Source organism: Haemophilus sp. THUN1691, assembly GCF_059704425.1.
Genome location: NZ_AP046578.1, coordinates 1,251,458 through 1,271,068, shown reverse-complemented (window position 1 = coordinate 1,271,068; position 19,611 = coordinate 1,251,458). Strand labels below are relative to the sequence as shown.

The window sequence follows — 19,611 nt, the reverse complement described above, 5'->3', positions numbered from 1 at the left end:
GGAGTGATACTATGAATAATCCGGATGGCGTTTTTTCTGCATTGGCAGATGTTTCTCGCCGAGATTTTATGAAATTATGTACCGCACTTGCGGCTACGATGGGGCTAAATTCTAAAGCGGGCGCAGAAATGACGGCAGCAATGACCAGTCCAGCACGCCCACCAGTGCTTTGGATTGGTGCGCAAGAATGTACTGGCTGTACAGAATCTTTACTGCGTGCAACCCACCCAACTGTTGAAAATCTCGTGCTAGATTTAATTTCCCTCGAATATCATGAGGTACTTTCTGCTGCATTTGGTGAACAAGCAGAAGAAAATAAACATAATGCTATCCATAATTATTACGGCAAATATGTGCTTGTAGTGGATGGTTCCATTCCAATTAAAGACGGCGGTGTATACTGCATGGTGGCAGGCAAACCCATTGTGGAACATATTCGTGAAGCCGCAAAAGGTGCCGCAGCCATTATTGCAATTGGATCCTGCTCATCTTGGGGTGGTGTTCCATCTTGCGGTGGCAACCCAACAGGTGCGGTCAGTCTTTCTGAAGTTTTACCAAAAGGCACACCAATTATTAACATTCCAGGTTGTCCTCCTAACCCACATAATTTCTTGGCAACCGTTGCCTATATCATCACTTATAAAAAATTACCGGCAATGGATAAATTAAATCGTCCATTGTTTGCTTATGATCGTCTAATCCATGAAAACTGTTATCGCCGACCGCACTTTGATGCAGGCCGTTTCGCAAAAGAATTTGGCGATTATGGTCATCGTCATGGCTGGTGTTTATACCATTTAGGTTGTAAAGGGCCCGAAACTTACGGCAACTGCTCTACACTAGAATTCTGTGATGTTGGTGGTAATAACTGGCCAGTGGGTATCGGGCATCCTTGCTATGGCTGTAACGATCAAGGTATCGGCTTTACCAAAGGCATTTTCCAATTAGCGAACGTCGAAAATCCAACGCCACGGGTGGAAAAACCAGATGTAAACAATGTTGAAGGCGAAGGTGCCTCAATGACGGCGATTGGCTTATTAGGCGGAGCTGCAGCCATTTTAGCAGGTGTCAGCGTGATGACCTTGAAAGAATTGAGCAAACAACATAAAGCGAACAAAGCTGCAGACAATCAAGCCAATCAAGATCAAGGACACTAAAGATGGATAGACGAAATTTCCTTAAAGCAGGTCTGCTGGGAACTGTCACATCAGGTCTGCCCGTTGCAAAAGCCGAAGCGGTGGAAAATCTTCCGCCCATTCCTGGCGCACTTGGGATGCTTTATGACTCCACACTTTGCGTTGGCTGTCAGGCTTGTGTTTCAGAATGTCAGCAAGTAAATAAAACACTTGTCAACCCCAAAGGTGAGCAAACTTGGGCAAACAATGACAAACTCACTCCGTTCACACGCAATGTGATTCAAGTATGGAGCGATGGCGACGGCAAAAATAAAGATAAAACAGAAAACGGTTATGCTTATGTTAAAAAACAATGCATGCACTGTGTTGATCCAAACTGCGTTTCTGTTTGCCCAGTACAGGCTTTAACCAAAGATCCTAAAACAGGTATTGTTAAATACGATCCTGATATTTGTACTGGTTGCCGTTATTGCATGGTGGGTTGTCCATTTGATGTGCCAAAATATGATTACGACAATCCATTTGGTCAAATCAGCAAATGTGAACTTTGCAACCAAAAAGGCGTGGAACGCTTAGATAAAGGTGAATTACCAGGTTGTTGTCATGTTTGTCCTACTGGCGCAATTATTTTTGGTACCCGTGAAGAACTTTTAGCGGAAGCAAAACGTCGTTTAAGTTTATTACGTGGCACCGAATATGACTATCCTCGCCAACATGTAAACAGTAAAGATACTTATCGCGCAACTGTACCAGCCTATCAATATCGTATTTACGGTGAAAAAGAAGGTGGCGGTACACAAGTATTAGTGTTAAGTGCGGTTCCACAAGAAAATTTAGGTTTCCCTGAGTTAGATGATATTGCTACAGGTGCACGCGCAGCGCATTTACAGCACTTCTTGTATCGCGGTTTAGCATTGCCACTGGTGGCTTTAGCTGGTTTAACAATGATGACTTATAAGAATATGCACGGCGATAAGATTCGTGAACGAATTGAAGCGCAAAAAGAAGCAATGCGCCAAGCGCGTAAAGAAATGGAAGAAGCGGAGGATGAACATCATGGGTAATCCACGTCCGGTGGGCGGTCGATTAGTTTCCGCCAGTATTCTCTTTTTTGCACCTTTGGCTGTAATTTGTATCTTATTAATTATTAAGCGTTTGTTCTTAGGTATCGGTTCCGTCACCGCACTTAACGGCGGTTATCCTTGGGGCTTATGGATTTCCTTTGACTTACTTGTAGGTACTGGTTTTGCCTGTGGTGGTTGGGCATTAGCTTGGACAGTATATATTTTCAACAAAGGGAAATATCACCCTCTTGTGCGTCCCGCATTGCTTGCTAGCTTATTCGGCTATTCATTAGGTGGTCTTTCCATCACCATTGATATGGGTCGTTACTGGCACTTGCCTTACTTCTACATTCCTGGTCAATTCAATACAAACTCGGTGTTATTTGAAACCGCATTTTGTATGACAATTTACATCATTGTCGTCACCCTTGAATTTGCGCCAGTCTGGCTCGGGTTCTTAGGATTGAAAAAATGGTTTAATAAGCTCAACAAAATTATGTTCTTTGTCATCGCACTTGGCGCACTATTGCCGATGATGCACCAATCATCTATGGGATCATTAATGATCGCCGCAGGTCATAAAGTTCATCAAGTGTGGCAAAGCTATGAAGCATTACCAATCTTATCCTTACTCACCGCATTTATTATGGGCTTTTCTATCGTCATTTTTGAAGGTTCTTTAGTGCGCGCAGGTTTAGCAGGAAAAACACCAGATGAGCGTTCACTCTTTACCCAGCTTGCAAAAGTGACCGCTGGATTAATCGCACTTTTCCTTGCAGTACGCTTTGGCGAATTGATTTACCATGACAAACTCCATTATGTATTCGGATTCGATAAACTTGGTAAATTTGAAGCTTGGATGTTTTGGATGGAAGTATGGCTAATGACATTACCATTACTCACTTTATTCCTTGGTGAGAAAAAATCTGATTCACGTTGGCTGTTTATCTCAGCCTTGAGCATGTTACTCGGCGCAGCCCTATGGCGTTTAAATTATTCAATGATTATGTACGATCCAGGTAATGGCTATCGTTACTTCCCATCAGCAGAAGAATTGCTAATTTCTATTGGTTTCGTTTCCATCGAAATTTGCGCCTATATTTTAATAATTCGTCTATTCCCTGTCTTACCAGTGTTGAAAGAAAAACATCATGAAGACTCGGAACAAATTATTGCCGAAAAAGCACAATTCAGTAAAAAAATGAGCGGAGCAGAATAATGACTGAAAAAAAACGTATCTCAATCGACCCTATCACACGCATTGAAGGCCATTTGCGTATCGATTGTGAAATTGAAAATGGCGTAGTAACAAACGCTTGGTCATCAGGCACAATGTGGCGTGGTATGGAAAATATCGTAAAAGGTTCAGATCCGCGTGATGCTTGGATGATTATGCAACGTATTTGCGGTGTTTGTACAACTGTTCACGCTATTATAAGTGTACGTGCAGTGGAAGATGCTCTCGGTGCCAAAGTGCCAGTAAATGCACAATATATCCGCAATATGATTCTTTCTGCTCATAGCATGCACGACCATATCGTTCATTTTTATCAACTTTCTGCGATGGACTGGGTGGATATCACTGCGGCACTGAACGCTGATCCCGATAAAGCCGCTGAAATGCTTAAAGGTGTTTCGACATGGGGATTAAACAGTGCAAATGAATTCCGCAATGTACAAAATAAAATTAAATCTTTAGTTGAAAGTGGTCAACTTGGTATTTTTGCTAATGGTTATTTCGGTCACCCTGCCATGAAATTACCGCCAGAAGTAAACCTCATCGCGGTGGCTCACTATTTACAAGCACTTGAATGTCAGCGTGATTGTAACCGTATTGTGGCATTACTCGGCGGAAAAACACCGCACATTCAAAACTTAGCAATTGGTGGCGTAGCAAACCCAATCAACTTAGACTCTCAATCAGTATTAAACTTAGAACGTTTAATGTTTGTAAAATCCTGTATTGATCGTTTAAATGACTTTGTTACCCAAGTTTATCGTGTTGATGCGGCGATCATTGCGGCTTATTACCCTGAATGGCTCAATCTTGGTAAAACATCGGGCAACTACCTTTCTGTACCTGAATATCCAATTGATGGTGATAATTCTAAATTTGTTCTAACGGGTGGCTATATTGAAAACTTTGATATTTCAAGTTTCCGCCCAATTACCCAACAAAAAGATGAATTTGTTGTAAAAGGCATTAAAGAAAGTGGTAAACACGCTTGGTATGAAGACGATGAACCGCTTGAACCTTGGGCTGGTTTAACACGTCCGAAATATACTGGCTGGCAAGATGAAGGCAAATATTCATGGGTTAAAGCGCCAAGTTTCTACGGAAAAGTTGTTGAAGTGGGCCCTCTTGCCTATTTAATGTGTAACTTAGCCAATGAAAATAAAGATACATTACATCACTTTAACCATATTAAAGGGTTGTATGAAAAACTAAGCGGCAATACCTTATCTGTTGATCATTTACATTCAACCTTAGGGCGTATTATTGCTCGTACCGTACATTGTTGCGTGCTAAATAACATTCTTGAACAACAATGGAAACTACTTGTTGATAATATTGGCACTGGCGATACCGTTGCTTATCTCAAAACAGACATTCCACAAACAGGTGAGTTTAAAGGAGTTGGTTTTGGTGAAGTACCTCGTGGCATGCTCTCTCACTGGGTTGTCGTTAAAAATGGCAAAATCGAAAATTATCAAGCCGTTGTGCCATCAACTTGGAATGCAGGTCCTCGTAACCAAAATGATGAAATGGGTCCTTACGAGCTTTCCATTATCGGTACACCTGTAGCAGATCCAACAAAACCATTGGAAGTTGTGCGCACAATCCACTCTTTCGACCCTTGCATGTCATGCGCAGTGCATGTTGTGAACACAGAAAATGGTGAAGTCACACAAGTGAAGGTGCTCTAATGAAGCCATTAATCTTAGGCGTTGGTAATATTTTACTCGGTGATGAAGGCGTGGGCGTACGAATCGCCCAAGCCCTAGAAAATCGCTCTGAAATTTTATCGCACTTTGACGTGGTTGACGGTGGCACTTGCGGCATGGAATTATTGGATAAAATGGCAAATCGTGAGCATATCATCATCATCGATGCCGTACTTGCCAATAAACAACCAGGAGAAATCATTGTGCTTCATGATGAGCAAGTGCCAGTATTTTTCTCTCGTAAAATTTCACCACACCAACTTGGTATTTGTGATGTGCTTTCTGCATTGAAATTAACGGATGAATTCCCTAAAAATCTATGTTTAATTGGGGTTCAACCAGAAACTTTTGACCCACAAATTGCATTAAGTAAAACAATCCAAAAACAATTTCCAGAAATTTTTAAAACATTAGAAAACGTTTTGAAAGAGTATGGATTTCACGTTCAAATATAGATTAGAAATAATACATTTCACGCATACCATAATTTGCTCTTATGGTATGCGTGAATTGTTGAAATTCACCTCGCTGTAAATTTTAATAATTATGTATCGACACGAAAAAACACCAGAAAATACCACCGCACTTGAAGGTCTCATTCAAGGTTTCGCCGAGGATCCATCTTCAATCTTCCAAAACGAAATGCGAAAAGTTGCAGAAAAAATGAAAGATCTTCCTTTCTATCGAAAAGGTATCGACTGCTATTGTCCTAAATTTGTACTTTTTGAAAACCAATGGATAGGTACAGTTGTGACACCTTGGATGTTAAGTATTGTCATTTTGCCTGGCAAAGATCAAGAATGGGAACCGCGCGACATTGGCGATAAACTTTCAATACAACTACCCTATAAAACCTTCACCTTCACAGTGAGTAGTTTAGAAAACATTACACAATATCTTAGTTGCTCCCTTCATTCTCCGATTGATCCTGCAATGACAAATACTCAAGCAGTTCAACTCGCACAAGATTGCCTCAGAATGATTTTATCTATGCCAACAAAAGCAACAACTTTTGATCCAGATCGACGTAACTTATTCCGCGCGATAGTAAAATAGACACAAATTTCAATAGGAGTGAAAGTATTATGTGTTTAGGTGTTCCAGGCCAAATTGTTAAGATTGGCGAAAGCGCTCTTCAACTTGCTACCGTGGATGTATGTGGCGTACAACGTGATGTGAATATTTCACTGGTCTGTACTGGAGATCCTGCCGATTTACTTGGCAAATGGGTGCTCGTTCATGTAGGCTTTGCAATGAGTGTTATTGATGAAGATGAAGCTAAGAAAACCCAAGAAGCCCTACTCGCTATGAGTCAACTAGAGCACGAAGTTGGGGATTTTTTAGGATTAAATCAAAAATAAAAAAGTAGGCGTTAAGCCTACTTTTTATCCCAATTTATACCTCTCAATCTCTCTAATTTTTCTAATCTAAACCAATATTTTTCTTATCTTTTTATTTGATAATTTTCTCTATTGGCAATGTGAAAAATACTGTAGAAAACTCACCATATTTTTAATTTCTAAAAATAAAAAACGCCAGAGAAACCGACGTTTTTTATAGCTAGCGTTAAAGTTCTTCAATCGCTTTATACTGCTCTTGGATTTTTTCTAAGCCAGATTGGTATTCCGCTTGTTTTTCGCGTTCTTTCGCAATCACCACTTCTGGCGCTTTAGCCACAAAAGCTTCGTTGCTGAGTTTGTTCTCGATACGTTTAACTTCGTTCTGATATTTTTCAATCTCTTTGGTTAAACGGGCAAGCTCTGCTTCTTTATTGATAAAGCCAGCCATTGGCACAAGCAATTCAGTATTGCCAACGAGTTTCGCTACCGCAAGTGGTGCGGTTTCGTTTGCGGCTAACACTTGAACGTTGTCTAATTTCGCCATGGCTTTTAAAAGAGCGGTCTGTTTTTCGAGAATTTTTGCATTTTCTGTGCTTAAATTACGGAATAACAGATCTAAGCCTTTGCTTGGTGCGATGTTACTTTCTGCACGAATATTACGTACCGCAACGATCACTTCTTTTAACCACTCAATTTCAGCTTCCGCTTCAGGATCAAAGCCGTTTTCTTCCACTTGTGGGAAAGGTTGCAACATAATGCTGTCTGCAGTGATGTCCACGAATCCTTTCACTTTTTGCCAAATTTCTTCGGTAATAAATGGAATGAGTGGATGTGCTAAACGTAATAATTTTTCTAACACGTGAACCAAGGTTTGGCTTGCTGCACGGATTTGTGCTGCATTGCCGTTTGCAAATACTGGTTTAGTCAATTCTAAATACCAGTCACAGAATTGGTTCCAGGTAAATTCATAAATCGCATTGGCACAAAGGTCGAAACGATATTGGCTTAATGAATTACGGAAAGTTTCTACTGTGCGATTGAATTCTGATTGAATCCAACGATCCGCTAATGAGAATTCGATCTCGCCTTCGCTTAAATCTAATTTTTCATTCGTTAAGACGAAACGGCTTGCATTCCACAATTTATTACAGAAGTTGCGGTAGCCTTCTAAACGTTTCATATCCCAGTTGATATCACGACCGTTTGAAGCCAATGCGGCTAATGTGAAACGCAATGCATCTGTACCGTGAGCTGCAATACCTTCAGCGAATTCTTTGCGCGTTGCTTTAGCAATTTTCTCTGCTAATTGCGGCTGCATCATGTTTCCAGTGCGTTTTTCAAGTAAATCTTCAAGGCTGATGCCGTCAATCATATCGATTGGGTCAAGCACGTTACCTTTTGATTTAGACATTTTTTGACCTTGCTCATCACGGATCAAGCCTGTTACGTACACCGTTTTGAATGGTACTTGTGGTTTGCCGTTTTCATCTTTTACGAAGTGCATCGTAAACATAATCATACGCGCAACCCAGAAGAAGATGATGTCAAAGCCGGTAATCAACACATCCGTTGGGTGGAACATTTTGAGCTCTTTGGTTTGCTCTGGCCAGCCTAAGGTAGAGAATGTCCATAAGCCTGATGAGAACCACGTGTCTAATACGTCTTCATCTTGTTTAAGTTCAACCGTAGAATCTAAGTTATATTTTGACCGCACTTCTTCTTCGTTACGCGCAACATAAACGTTGCCTTCCGCGTCATACCACGCTGGAATGCGGTGTCCCCACCAAAGTTGGCGAGAAATACACCAATCTTGAATATCACGCATCCAAGAGAAGTAAAGGTTTTCATATTGTTTCGGCACGAATTGGATTTCACCATCTTCCACCGCTTTAATCGCCACATCGGCAAGCGGTTTCACGCTCACATACCATTGGTCGGTTAGCATCGGCTCGATTGGCACGCCACCACGGTCGCCATAAGGTACTTTCAAATCGTGTGGTTTGATTTCATCTAATAAGCCAAGTGCTTCAAAATCTGCCACGATTTTCTTACGTGCAGCGAAACGCTCTAAACCACGGTAATCCGCAGGAATAGTTGCTTCATAGCCTGCAAGTGGTTTGCCGTCAGTACCGATAATCTCCGCTTCATCACGAATATCCGCATTTAAAGTTAACACGTTAACCATAGGCAAGCTGTGACGTTTACCCACTTCATAGTCGTTAAAATCGTGCGCAGGGGTAATTTTTACCACACCAGTACCGAATTCACGATCCACATATTCATCGGCAATAATCGGAATTTCACGGTTTGCCAATGGCAGAACCACTGTTTTACCGATTAAGGATTGATAACGCTCATCTTCTGGATGCACCGCCACCGCCGTATCGCCCAACATGGTTTCTGGACGCGTGGTTGCCACCACTAAATAATCTTTGCCATCCGCCGTTTTTGCACCGTTAGCTAACGGATAACGGAAATACCAAAGAGAACCTTTGCTCTCTTTATTTTCCACTTCTAAATCAGAAATCGCAGTGTGAAGTTTTGGATCCCAGTTTACCAAGCGTTTGCCTCGGTAAATCAAACCTTCTTCATGCAAGCGAACAAATACTTCTTTTACTGCATTCGATAAACCATCGTCCATCGTGAAACGCTCACGTTCCCAGTCGATGGAGTTCCCTAAACGACGCATTTGCTGGCTGATTGTGCCACCTGAATAAGCTTTCCAATCCCAAATTTTGTTGATGAACGCTTCACGACCATAATCGTGGCGAGTTTTACCTTCTTCTGCCGAAATTTTACGTTCTACCACCATTTGGGTTGCAATACCTGCATGGTCTGTGCCCGCTTGCCATAAGGTATTATGCCCTTCCATACGGTTAAAACGGATTAAGGTATCCATTAAGGTTTGCTGGAACGCGTGTCCCATATGTAAAGAACCCGTTACATTCGGTGGCGGAATCGCGATGCAATAACTTGGTGCATTTTCATTTTCAGACGGTTTAAAATAACCGCTCTCTTCCCAATGTTGATAAAGGGCTTGTTCTACTGCAGACGGATTAAAACGGTCTGCCATATCAACTTTTTGACTCATAGGTGTCCTATCGTGTATGTATATGTTGTCTATATTCATTAACCCATTTTATTAGGGTTTTAGCTCTTCTTCTTTTGGTGGAATCAGATAAATTTGCACCAAATGCATAATTTAAAAATTTGATAACTTCATTTATCTCAAGGGGAACATCAAGTACTGAACTTACTTGATAGTAAGCGCACCAACAAACACCAATATTACTATATTGGAAAGCTGTCACCATTGTGTCCATAAAATAGCTTTGAGAAGATAATAAGTCACAACCTGCTTTAGTCAAGCAATCTTCAGAATCTAAGAATCCTAAAATTCTAGCTGCGGCTTTATAATACCGAACCTGTCTATCAACAATTCCCATCTTAAATGCTAATAATTGATCGTTATGAGATAAGGTAGGATCTCCGCCTATGAGAGATGTAACAGTATAAACCTTATGCAAATCATCTGCTTGAGGAGCATCTATACTATCTAGTTCATTAAAATCATTAAAATTAACAATCATATATTTCCCTTAATATTATTTATAAAATTTAGAAATGCAGACTAAACTCAATTACAAAAAACCGTTCTTCACTCGGATAAATCCCCCGAATCACTTCTTTTAACTCATCCAATCCCATATTTTCCTGCTTTGCATGCTGTTCCGTCAGCTCGTCAAGAGTAATCGGCGACACGCTTAACACTTCAATGGTGCAGAAATATTGATTATCTTCAAATCGACCAACATGTAAAATATCACCCGCTTTAAAATGGCTTTCGGATTTATCTCGAATGGTGATGGTTTTGCGCTCAGCGAGAATGTCGGCTTCGAAACGTTGGTAAAAGGTAATGTCGTTCATTTATTAACCCACATTTTCAGTAGAAAGATTCCAACCTTGCAGACGTAATTGTTTATAACGTTCTCTGGCTTGTGTTTTTAAGGCGTCATCTTTTGTTACAAAATCAATAATTTGGGTAAAACTATGGCTAAAATCCGGAATTTCTTGTTGCAAATTAATTAACACATCACGGCGTTGTAAATTTCGTTTCCCAAGCCATGAAATCTCAATTGGTGTGGGATATTGTGTTGCCTCACCCGATAAATTATGCGGTACAAATTCATTAGGATCTCGTTGCCACAAACGCTCATCAATTTCTAGCGCTTGAGCCTCACTTTCACAGCTAATTAATACTTTTTTCCCAGAGCGCCATATTGAGGCAGCAAGATTACAGGCTATTTCTTCGACAGTTAACGTACAATCTTCCGTAAGAATGTAAAATTGTGCAGTTTTTGCCATTTTAGCCCCGTTATTTTCTCAATCTTGCCCTATAAAAAGAGTAAAATTTTAACGAAAAAACCCTAAAAAATAAATAATTAAATATACATTATTACAAATGCGTGAAAATCCACCGCACTTTTATGATCTATGTCACAAAACTGATTTTTAACGTTTTTGTTACGTTCCACTCATAACTCGGAAGTGTTAAAATCAATCCAGTTTTAATTTTCATTCAATTCATAGGAGTACAGAATGGCATTTCGTATTGAAAAAGACACAATGGGTGAAGTTCAAGTTCCAGCAGATAAATACTGGGCTGCACAAACTGAACGTTCACGCAATAACTTTAAAATTGGTCCTGCCGCATCAATGCCACATGAAATTATCGAAGCTTTTGGCTATTTGAAAAAAGCAGCCGCATTTGCTAATCATGATTTAGGTGTATTACCTCTTGAAAAACGTGATTTAATTGCTCAGGCGTGTGACGAAATTTTAGCAAATAAATTAGATGATCAATTCCCACTTGTTATTTGGCAAACTGGTTCTGGTACACAATCTAATATGAATGTGAACGAAGTAGTTGCAAATCGTGCTCATGTGTTAAACGGTGGCAAATTAGGTGAAAAATCCATCATTCACCCAAATGATGATGTGAACAAATCACAATCTTCAAATGATACTTTCCCAACGGCAATGCACATTGCGGCATATAAAAAAGTAGTTGAGCACACCATTCCTTGTGTTGAACGTTTACAAAAAACTTTTGCAGCAAAATCTGAAGCTTTCAAAAACGTAGTAAAAATTGGCCGCACTCACTTAATGGATGCAACGCCACTCACATTAGGCCAAGAATTTTCAGCTTATGCTGCTCAATTAGATTTCGGCTTAAAAGCATTAAAAAACACCCTTCCGCATTTAAGTCAATTAGCATTGGGTGGAACTGCAGTTGGTACAGGTTTGAACACGCCGAAAGGCTATGATGTGAAAGTGGCAGATTACATTGCAAAATTCACCGCACTTCCGTTTGTCACTGCAGATAATAAATTTGAAGCATTAGCGGCTCATGATGCGATTGTTGAAACTCACGGTGCATTACGTCAATTAGCAATGAGTTTATTTAAAATTGCGAACGATATTCGTCTATTAGCATCAGGTCCTCGTTCAGGAATTGGAGAAATTTTAATTCCTGAAAATGAGCCGGGTTCTTCAATTATGCCAGGTAAAGTCAACCCTACTCAATGCGAAGCGATGACAATGGTCTGCGCACAAGTATTTGGTAATGACACTACAATCGCATTTGTGGGTTCACAAGGTCACTTCCAATTAAATGTGTTCAACCCTGTGATGATTGCAAACTTCTTACAATCTGCTCAATTATTGGGTGATGCTTGTGTATCTTTCGATGAACACTGTGCAGTGGGTATTGAACCGAACTATCCACGAATTAAACAACAACTTGAAAATTCATTAATGTTGGTGACTGCACTTAATACGCATATTGGCTATGAAAACGCAGCTAAAATTGCAAAAACAGCTCACAAAAATGGCACAACATTGCGTGAAGAAGCGATTAATTTAGGCTTACTTTCTGCAGAAGATTTTGATAAATGGGTTCGCCCAGAAGATATGGTGGGTAGCCTAAAATAATTCACCGCACAAATTAACATCAGTAATATTAAAGGCGAGTAAAATTACTCGCCTTTTTACTCGTTTCTCATTTGTTTTTTGATGCGGTTTGTTATAATCAACACAATTTTATTCACGGCAATTTACTATGAAAATGAAATCCCTTTTTGTGGCAATGATAACGTTTTTTTCTGCCGCACCTTTTGCTCATTGGCAACCCATCGGAAATGCCGAATACACTTGGGGGCCGTTCCATGTTTATACCATTGGCTTATTTTCCGAAACTGGCACTTATCAAGAAAATGAACGCCCATTAATGCTCTCTTTCAAATATGAAAAACCCATTGAAGGAAAAAATTTTGCAATTACGCTCATTAAGGAAATCGAAACATTAAAACTTAATGATGGCGATACTCAAAGTTGGCTTAAAGAAATGCAATCCACATTTCCTGATTTCTCGCCAAACGATATTTTGAACTATATTGCCTTACCCGATAAAGGTTACTTTGTATTAAATGACACTGTTTTGGAACACGATTTTGATGCTAAATTTAATCAAGCATTTATCGGAATTTGGCTTGCACCGAATAGTACCTTTGCAAAACTTCAGCCACAATTATTAGGCAAAACGAAAAGCAATCATGAAGCGACAGAGTTTTATCTCAAACCTGAAATTGAATCCTTTGATGAACAAGATTCAATGCCTGAATTACCACCACATTATTTATTAGATAATCAGAAAAAATCCGAAGGATAAATTCAGTTTTTTATATTTTGAACCATAAAAAATACCTGTTTCCAAATAAATTTTATTATCAAGGAAACAGGTATTTATTATTTGAACATTCTTTATCTGACTAAAATTTTTCCCAAACTGGGATGACACCATCAACTAAATCTAAATTTTTTCCTAACTCTACCCAACCACAAGGAAAATGAAAATCCGATCCAACCGATCCCAGCAGTTCAAATTCTTTTGCCCAACGAGCAAGCATTTGACGCTGATCTTTTGCCTGACCACAATCCGCCATTTCCATGCCATCACCGCCCCAAGCCTTAAAATCGGTTATCAGCTTACGCACCCATTTCCCCGTCATGTTATAACGTAATGGATGCGCAATAACGGCTATACCGCCTGATGCATGGATTGTCTCAATCGCCGTGGGAATATCAGTCCATTCTGCTTTGACAAATGCCGATTTTCCTTGCCCTAAATAGCGTTTAAAGGCTTGAGCATCATTAGATACTTTACCAATCTGTACCAAATAACGTGCGTAATGAGCACGCGTCACTTCGCCATAGGCTAAGGCTTTAGCCCCTTCATAAGCATGAGGAATCCCTGCTTTTTCTAATTTATCGCCAATTTCCACCGCTCTTTTTTCACGTAATGCTTTTTGGCTTTGCAAAAGTGCGGTCATTTTGGGGTGAGTTTTATCGAAGTTTAATCCTACAATATGGATCCCCCTCCCTTCCCAATTTGTGGAAATTTCTACTCCGGTAATGAATTCAATGCCTACTTCTTTCGCTGCAATCTCAGCTTCATCAATACCCGAAATCGTATCGTGATCGCATAATGCAAGCACGTTCACGCCTTGCGCATAAGCACGATGCACTAATTCAGTTGGACTCAACACCCCATCTGATGCCGTACTGTGACAATGTAAGTCGTATTTTTTTGTCATTATTTAATATTTTTTACTAATTCTTTTACTAATTTTGGACCGTGATAAATCAATCCTGAATAAACTTGTAACAACTCTGCACCAGCCTCAATTTTCTCTTGCGCATTTTGCAACCCATCAATGCCGCCGCTACCAATAATCGGAATCTGACCTTTCAGTTCTTGATGTAATCGCTTAATAATTTCTGTGCTTTTATGCTGCAACGGCTTTCCACTTAATCCGCCTTGCTGTTCCGCATTTTTCATCCCCATTACAGTATCACGAGAAATTGTAGTATTGGTTGCAATAACTCCATCCATTTTGTGACGAACCAACGTATCCGCAATTTGCACTAATTCACTTTCCGTTAAATCTGGTGCAATTTTTACCGCAATCGGCACATATTTATTGTATTGGTTTGCCAAAATAGCTTGACGATCCTTGATGCTTCGCAATAAATCATCGAAATACTCACCATATTGTAACTGACGCAAATCCGGTGTATTGGGTGATGAAATATTCACAGTAATGTAACCTGCGTAGTTATAGGCTTTGTTCAAACAGAAAATATAATCATCTTTGCCTTGTTCCAAAGGCGTGAATTTATTCTTACCAATATTGATGCCAATCACACCTTTATAACGTGCGTTTTTCACATTTTCTATAAGGTAGTCAATACCATTATTATTAAAGCCATTACGGTTAATAATGCCTTCAGCTTCAATCAAACGAAACTGACGTGGCTTTGCATTCCCATCTTGTGCAACGGGCGTGACAGTTCCTACTTCGAGAAAACCGAAACCCAATGCACCGAAACCATCAATCGCATCGCCGTTTTTATCCGCTCCTGCCGCCAATCCAATGGGATTAGGGAAATTCACACCCATTACCGTTTTCGGAAAGCCTTTGGGAACATGAATAATAGATTTTAAAATCGGTTGAAATAAAGGATTACCGGCTAATTTCAAGCATTGAATTGTGAAATTATGAGCCTTTTCAGCATCCATTTGGAAAATGCCGTGGCGAAATAATTGATACATACTCGTTTATCTCTCGGGATAGTTGACTGTAAGAAAGTGCGGTCAATTTTCACCACACTTTAAGGGGAAGACTGATCGTATTCTACGAGGAACAAAGATAATGTGCAAATAATAAAAAATCTAATTAATAAAAAATCATTCTATTTCTCATTAGAGTTATCATAAACATATAAAATTTTATATTTTTTTAATAAAAAATTAACATTGATTTTTCTATTAGTAATGATTATTATTAAAAAATAAAACAGCTTAACTAATTGGAGAAACAATGAAGTCTAGTTCAAAATTATTTATCATATTAGCCTATCCCCTAATACTATTTATTAGCGAAATAATTTATCGAAATATATTTAACATCCCCCCTCTTGCTCGTTATATTGAAACTTACAGCATTAACTTATTACTTATAATTTTTCTTCTTTTCTCAAAATATAAAATCACTAAATTCTTAGTTTGTTTATTTTTTGCATCCTCTGTGATTATTAACTCTGGACATTACGCAGTATATGATAATTGGATCAATGGCACAAATTACTTCCTGATGTTCAAAGAAATTGGGGAAGTCTCTCATGTTGGTATTACAATGTTAGATCGAGTTGGACCACCTGTAATTTACTCCTTATTGGAAACTATTATTTTTATTTCTGCATTATTTATATATCCTACAAGAAAAGTAAGCAAGTATTGTATATCTGATATTTTATTTATTTGCTTATTCCTCTACTTATTTAGTAGATCATTTTATTCTACGCAAGAATTAGGCGTTACTTCAAATCCTGCTTACTCTAGAGTAAAAAGTAATTTCTTTTCTGTAGGTAATTTTATCGGAAAAGTTATTCCTTATGAAACATTCAACTTAAGTCAAGTAAAAGACTATTTACACCCAACGCCCTCAATTATATCTTCACCTGATGTAAAAAATATTATTTTTATTATGGGAGAAAGTTTAAGTTCAAAACACGTCGATTATTTCGGTTATGAACGAGAAACTATGCCTTTTATTCGACAATTAGCCAACGAAAATCCTAATGTTTTATTAAAAGAAGCGTATAGTGCAGGCTTAATGACCGCCATCTCTGTACCTGCACTTTTCAATGCAATTCCCCGTCCAAATGGACTAAAACAAATAATGAAAGGCGATACGAATTTCTTCAAACTAGCAAAACTCCAAGGATTTGATACTCATTTTTATACTGCACAACCAGAACGTGCAATGATGATTATGAGTATTATGGGAAAAAGTTGGATGAATCACCAAATCACCCCAACACAGCTAGATTTATCACCAGAGCAAGGAATGAATGATCATAAACTTTTTCCTCTATTACAGAAGATTGATCTTAACAAAGAAAAGAATTTTATTGTATTACATCAGAGAGGTTCACATGGTCCTTATGCTGAATACCTAACCGAAGAAGAAAAAATATTTAAAGATGGTTCACCATTAGATAATTATGACAGCACAGTATACAATACAGATCAATTAATCCAGAAGGTATACAATTATCTAGAAAAACGTGGAAAAGACGATTATATTCTAATATATACTTCAGACCATGGACAATTTGTCACAAAAAATCATTATAACCAGGGAACAACAGCGGAAGATCAATATCTTGTACCAGTATTTATTTATACAAAAAATGAAAAGATCCAACAAAAATTAAAAGAATTCGATCAGTGTAAGCGATTATTCCATCAACAACTTTCAACTTTAGTTATCAATATTATGGGATTTGATATGCCTATATCTAGTTGTGAAAATGGTGTCATTAATTCACACATGATTACTGGTGATTATGGCTATCTTTCTGTTAAACCAGCAAATCCACCAGCTTTTATTAATCCTAATAGAAAATAATACTTTATCTTGATAAAAAGTTTAAATTGAAAAAACATTAAAGAAAGCTCAGTAGATATTTCTGCTGAGTTTTTTATTCAGGAAAAATGCTCTAAAAGTGCGGTTGATAATTCAAAGAAAATTAGCTATATAAAAAACCGAACCCAATCGGATTCGGCTTTAATTATATTATGTTTGATAATTATTCTTTCTGTATGATTACTTACGCTAATTCCGCACGTAATTTTTTCGTTACATCCACCATCACTTTTAGTTGGTCAATGGTTTCTATCCAACCACGCGTTTTTAAACCACAGTCTGGGTTTACCCATAAACGTTCTTTTGGAATTACTTTTAACGCTTTGCGTAATAAGTGTTCAATTTCACCTGCGGTTGGTACACGTGGGCTGTGGATATCATACACACCAGGACCGATGTCATTCGGGTAGTTGAATTTCACGAAGGCATCTAATAATTCCATATCTGAACGTGAAGTTTCAATGGTAATTACGTCTGCATCTAATGCTGCAATCGCAGGTAAGATATCGTTAAACTCGGAATAACACATGTGAGTGTGAATTTGCGTATCATCTTGCACGCCCATTGAGCTTAAACGGAATGCTTCGCCTGCCCATTGTAAGTATGCGTCCCAATCTGCACGTTTAAGTGGCAAACCTTCACGAATTGCTGGCTCATCGATTTGAATAACTTTAATGCCCGCTGCTTCTAAATCTAACACTTCATCAGATAATGCCACGCCAATTTGTTTACATACGGTTGAACGTGAAATATCATTACGCACGAATGACCATTGTAAAATAGTCACAGGGCCTGTGAGCATTCCTTTCATTACACGGTTTGTGAGGCTTTGTGCATATTGAGACCAACGTACTGTCATTGGCTCTGGGCGGGTTACATCACCGTAAATTACTGGTGGTTTCACACAACGTGAACCGTAGCTTTGTACCCAACCAAATTTAGTGAAGGCAAAACCATCTAATAATTCCCCAAAGTATTCCACCATGTCATTGCGTTCTGCTTCGCCGTGAACTAACACATCTAAATCTAATTCTTCTTGGCGACGCACTACATATTCGATCTCTTTTTTCATTGCCGCTTCGTAATCTGAAAGGGATAATTCACCTTTTTTGAAACTTGCACGGGCGTGACGAATTTCTGTCGTTTGCGGGAATGAACCAATGTTTGTAGTTGGAAGAAGCGGTAAATTTAACCATGCATTTTGCTTAACAATACGTTCTGCAAATGGCGATTTACGCTGATCCGCACCTTTTGGTAAGTTTGCTAAACGCTCCGCTACTTCAGGGCGATGAATTTCTTTTGAGGTTGCGCGTGCATCTGCTGCCGATTGGCTTGCATCTAATGCTGCTTGTACAGACGCTCTGCCATGATTTAAGGCTTGTTTTAATACATTTAATTCTTCTACTTTTTGTAGCGTGAAAGATAACCAACTATAAAGTGCAGGATTTTTCTCCTTTAATTGCACTTCCACTTCTAAGTCAAATGGGGTGTGCAATAATGAACAGCTTGGTGCAATCCATAAACGCTCGCCTAATTTTGCTTTTAATGGCTCTAATACATCTAACACTTTATTTAAGTTTGCACGCCAGATATTACGACCTTCAATCACACCAGCTGATAACACTTTGCTGTAATCTTCAAATGCAGCAAGCTGTTCTGGTGCACGCACTAAATCTAAATGCAAGCCTGCAACAGGCAAGGCTTTTAATAACTCAGCGTGTTCTGCAACTGAACCAAAATAAGTAGCTAACAATAATTTAGCATTCACTTTGCTTAATTCAGTGTAAACAGATTTATAGGCTTCAACCCATTCTGTAGGTAAATCTAATGCTAATGCAGGTTCATCAATTTGAATCCACTCCGCACCTTCAGCCACTAATGCATTTAAGATTTCAACATAAACAGGCACTAATTGATTTAATAAATCGAAACGGTTAAATGCTTCGCCTTTTTCTTTACCCAACCATAAGAATGTTAATGGGCCAACAATCACTGGTTTGAAGTTTAAACCTAAGGCTTTTGCTTCACGAATTTGGTTTACATAATGTGCTGGATTAGCTTTGAATTGTGTATTTTTATGAAATTCTGGCACGAGATAGTGATAGTTCGTATCAAACCATTTAGTCATTTCAATCGCGAATTGATCTTTGTTACCACGCGCAAGTTGGAAATATTGATCAAGGGTTAAATTTTGGCTATCAAAACCAAAACGAGCAGGAATTGCCCCTGTTGCCACTTGTAAATCTAAAATATGATCGTAGAACGTGAAATCGCCTACTGCAACGAAATCCGCATTGGCAGCCGCTTGATGTTTCCAGTTTTTTTCACGTAATGCTTTCGCTAAATCTAATAAATCTTGCTCGGCTAATTCTTTACGCCAATAACGTTCTTGTGCAAATTTTAATTCGCGTTTCGCCCCTACACGAGGAAAGCCTAAGATATGTGATGTTGTCATAATAACTCCCGTTTTAAAGTAATCTTTTTAATCATTTAGACGGCTAAACGTCTGTACGGGTATAGAATGCGCCATCTCACTATATTATGCAAACTTATTATTTTCAGGATTTGCATG

At 38.8% G+C, this 19,611-nt stretch carries 17 protein-coding genes; 10 read left to right on the top strand and 7 right to left on the bottom strand.

Features of this window, described 5'->3' with window-relative positions:
* Window positions 1-11: 11 nt before the first annotated feature.
* From hybO to hybG, 7 genes are all read left to right on the top strand, one after another.
* Window positions 12-1,157 carry a hydrogenase 2 small subunit gene (hybO, locus tag AC6H0J_RS06100; protein ID WP_046952858.1) on the top strand — a complete coding sequence of 382 codons (1,146 nt, stop codon included), beginning with the start codon at window positions 12-14 and terminating at the stop codon, window positions 1,155-1,157.
* A gap of 2 nt (window positions 1,158-1,159) precedes the next feature.
* Entirely contained in the window at window positions 1,160-2,200 is a 1,041-nt protein-coding gene (gene hybA, locus AC6H0J_RS06095) for a hydrogenase 2 operon protein HybA (protein ID WP_005629307.1), read from the top strand.
* Window positions 2,193-3,419 carry a Ni/Fe-hydrogenase cytochrome b subunit gene (hybB, locus tag AC6H0J_RS06090; RefSeq protein WP_005629305.1) on the top strand — a complete coding sequence of 409 codons (1,227 nt, stop codon included), beginning with the start codon at window positions 2,193-2,195 and terminating at the stop codon, window positions 3,417-3,419. The genes hybA and hybB overlap by 8 nt, the downstream gene beginning before the upstream one ends.
* Window positions 3,419-5,128 (top strand): hydrogenase 2 large subunit, encoded by a 1,710-nt coding sequence (gene hybC, locus AC6H0J_RS06085; RefSeq protein ID WP_005629303.1) that lies wholly within the window; start codon window positions 3,419-3,421, stop codon window positions 5,126-5,128. The genes hybB and hybC overlap by 1 nt, the downstream gene beginning before the upstream one ends.
* Window positions 5,128-5,601 carry a HyaD/HybD family hydrogenase maturation endopeptidase gene (locus tag AC6H0J_RS06080; protein WP_118816958.1) on the top strand — a complete coding sequence of 158 codons (474 nt, stop codon included), beginning with the start codon at window positions 5,128-5,130 and terminating at the stop codon, window positions 5,599-5,601. Before hybC ends, AC6H0J_RS06080 begins: the two co-directional genes overlap by 1 nt.
* A gap of 91 nt (window positions 5,602-5,692) precedes the next feature.
* Complete coding sequence (gene hybE, locus AC6H0J_RS06075) at window positions 5,693-6,202, top strand: hydrogenase-2 assembly chaperone (protein WP_005626483.1); 510 nt, start codon at window positions 5,693-5,695, stop codon at window positions 6,200-6,202.
* Window positions 6,203-6,231: 29 nt separating this feature from the next.
* Window positions 6,232-6,507 carry a hydrogenase maturation factor HybG gene (hybG, locus tag AC6H0J_RS06070; RefSeq protein WP_005626486.1) on the top strand — a complete coding sequence of 92 codons (276 nt, stop codon included), beginning with the start codon at window positions 6,232-6,234 and terminating at the stop codon, window positions 6,505-6,507.
* A 205-nt stretch (window positions 6,508-6,712) separates the two neighbouring features.
* Here the strand turns inward: hybG and valS are convergent, their stop codons facing one another.
* From valS to AC6H0J_RS06050, 4 genes are read right to left on the bottom strand one after another with little or no spacing between them, the layout of a single operon-like run.
* Window positions 6,713-9,577: a valine--tRNA ligase gene (valS, locus tag AC6H0J_RS06065; protein ID WP_497513138.1), complete on the bottom strand. Its 2,865-nt coding sequence runs from the start codon at window positions 9,575-9,577 to the stop codon at window positions 6,713-6,715.
* Between the two features lie 7 nt (window positions 9,578-9,584).
* The gene (locus tag AC6H0J_RS06060) at window positions 9,585-10,076 is read right to left on the bottom strand and encodes a hypothetical protein (RefSeq protein ID WP_032825456.1); all 492 of its coding nucleotides are present in this window, start codon (window positions 10,074-10,076) and stop codon (window positions 9,585-9,587) included.
* Window positions 10,077-10,104: 28 nt separating this feature from the next.
* Window positions 10,105-10,413 (bottom strand): N(4)-acetylcytidine aminohydrolase, encoded by a 309-nt coding sequence (gene yqfB / locus AC6H0J_RS06055; RefSeq protein ID WP_005626494.1) that lies wholly within the window; start codon window positions 10,411-10,413, stop codon window positions 10,105-10,107.
* 3 nt (window positions 10,414-10,416) lie between these two features.
* Window positions 10,417-10,851 (bottom strand): DNA polymerase III subunit chi, encoded by a 435-nt coding sequence (locus tag AC6H0J_RS06050; protein ID WP_005626497.1) that lies wholly within the window; start codon window positions 10,849-10,851, stop codon window positions 10,417-10,419.
* Window positions 10,852-11,085: 234 nt separating this feature from the next.
* Between AC6H0J_RS06050 and fumC the strand changes: the two genes are divergently transcribed.
* Together fumC and AC6H0J_RS06040 are read left to right on the top strand one after the other, a co-directional pair.
* Window positions 11,086-12,480 (top strand): class II fumarate hydratase, encoded by a 1,395-nt coding sequence (gene fumC / locus AC6H0J_RS06045; RefSeq protein WP_497513135.1) that lies wholly within the window; start codon window positions 11,086-11,088, stop codon window positions 12,478-12,480.
* A gap of 127 nt (window positions 12,481-12,607) precedes the next feature.
* A complete protein-coding gene (locus AC6H0J_RS06040; RefSeq protein ID WP_005626504.1) occupies window positions 12,608-13,216 on the top strand; it encodes a chalcone isomerase family protein in 609 nt (202 codons plus the stop codon).
* 100 nt (window positions 13,217-13,316) lie between these two features.
* Here AC6H0J_RS06040 and rnm read toward each other — a convergent pair whose 3' ends face one another.
* Complete coding sequence (gene rnm / locus AC6H0J_RS06035) at window positions 13,317-14,141, bottom strand: RNase RNM (RefSeq protein ID WP_005626507.1); 825 nt, start codon at window positions 14,139-14,141, stop codon at window positions 13,317-13,319.
* Window positions 14,141-15,160 carry a quinone-dependent dihydroorotate dehydrogenase gene (pyrD, locus tag AC6H0J_RS06030; RefSeq protein WP_005626510.1) on the bottom strand — a complete coding sequence of 340 codons (1,020 nt, stop codon included), beginning with the start codon at window positions 15,158-15,160 and terminating at the stop codon, window positions 14,141-14,143. Before pyrD ends, rnm begins: the two co-directional genes overlap by 1 nt.
* A 268-nt stretch (window positions 15,161-15,428) precedes the next feature.
* Here pyrD and AC6H0J_RS06025 point away from each other — a divergent pair, with 268 nt between their 5' ends.
* Complete coding sequence (locus AC6H0J_RS06025) at window positions 15,429-17,021, top strand: phosphoethanolamine transferase (RefSeq protein WP_497513132.1); 1,593 nt, start codon at window positions 15,429-15,431, stop codon at window positions 17,019-17,021.
* A gap of 202 nt (window positions 17,022-17,223) precedes the next feature.
* Here AC6H0J_RS06025 and metE read toward each other — a convergent pair whose 3' ends face one another.
* Window positions 17,224-19,494 (bottom strand): 5-methyltetrahydropteroyltriglutamate--homocysteine S-methyltransferase, encoded by a 2,271-nt coding sequence (gene metE, locus AC6H0J_RS06020; protein WP_005629644.1) that lies wholly within the window; start codon window positions 19,492-19,494, stop codon window positions 17,224-17,226.
* Between the last annotated feature and the right edge of the window lie 117 nt (window positions 19,495-19,611).

Bases quoted from the DNA above. Each gene is read 5' to 3' on its own strand.
- hybE (WP_005626483.1), top strand. From the start codon at position 5,693: ATGTATCGACACGAAAAAACACCAGAAAATACCACCGCACTTGAAGGT.
- AC6H0J_RS06025 (WP_497513132.1), top strand. From the start codon at position 15,429: ATGAAGTCTAGTTCAAAATTATTTATCATATTAGCCTATCCCCTAATA.
- AC6H0J_RS06050 (WP_005626497.1), bottom strand. From the start codon at position 10,851: ATGGCAAAAACTGCACAATTTTACATTCTTACGGAAGATTGTACGTTA.
- valS (WP_497513138.1), bottom strand. From the start codon at position 9,577: ATGAGTCAAAAAGTTGATATGGCAGACCGTTTTAATCCGTCTGCAGTA.
- fumC (WP_497513135.1), top strand. From the start codon at position 11,086: ATGGCATTTCGTATTGAAAAAGACACAATGGGTGAAGTTCAAGTTCCA.
- hybC (WP_005629303.1), top strand. From the start codon at position 3,419: ATGACTGAAAAAAAACGTATCTCAATCGACCCTATCACACGCATTGAA.
- AC6H0J_RS06040 (WP_005626504.1), top strand. From the start codon at position 12,608: ATGAAAATGAAATCCCTTTTTGTGGCAATGATAACGTTTTTTTCTGCC.
- yqfB (WP_005626494.1), bottom strand. From the start codon at position 10,413: ATGAACGACATTACCTTTTACCAACGTTTCGAAGCCGACATTCTCGCT.
- AC6H0J_RS06080 (WP_118816958.1), top strand. From the start codon at position 5,128: ATGAAGCCATTAATCTTAGGCGTTGGTAATATTTTACTCGGTGATGAA.
- AC6H0J_RS06060 (WP_032825456.1), bottom strand. From the start codon at position 10,076: ATGATTGTTAATTTTAATGATTTTAATGAACTAGATAGTATAGATGCT.
- pyrD (WP_005626510.1), bottom strand. From the start codon at position 15,160: ATGTATCAATTATTTCGCCACGGCATTTTCCAAATGGATGCTGAAAAG.
- rnm (WP_005626507.1), bottom strand. From the start codon at position 14,141: ATGACAAAAAAATACGACTTACATTGTCACAGTACGGCATCAGATGGG.
- hybB (WP_005629305.1), top strand. From the start codon at position 2,193: ATGGGTAATCCACGTCCGGTGGGCGGTCGATTAGTTTCCGCCAGTATT.
- hybO (WP_046952858.1), top strand. From the start codon at position 12: ATGAATAATCCGGATGGCGTTTTTTCTGCATTGGCAGATGTTTCTCGC.
- hybA (WP_005629307.1), top strand. From the start codon at position 1,160: ATGGATAGACGAAATTTCCTTAAAGCAGGTCTGCTGGGAACTGTCACA.
- metE (WP_005629644.1), bottom strand. From the start codon at position 19,494: ATGACAACATCACATATCTTAGGCTTTCCTCGTGTAGGGGCGAAACGC.
- hybG (WP_005626486.1), top strand. From the start codon at position 6,232: ATGTGTTTAGGTGTTCCAGGCCAAATTGTTAAGATTGGCGAAAGCGCT.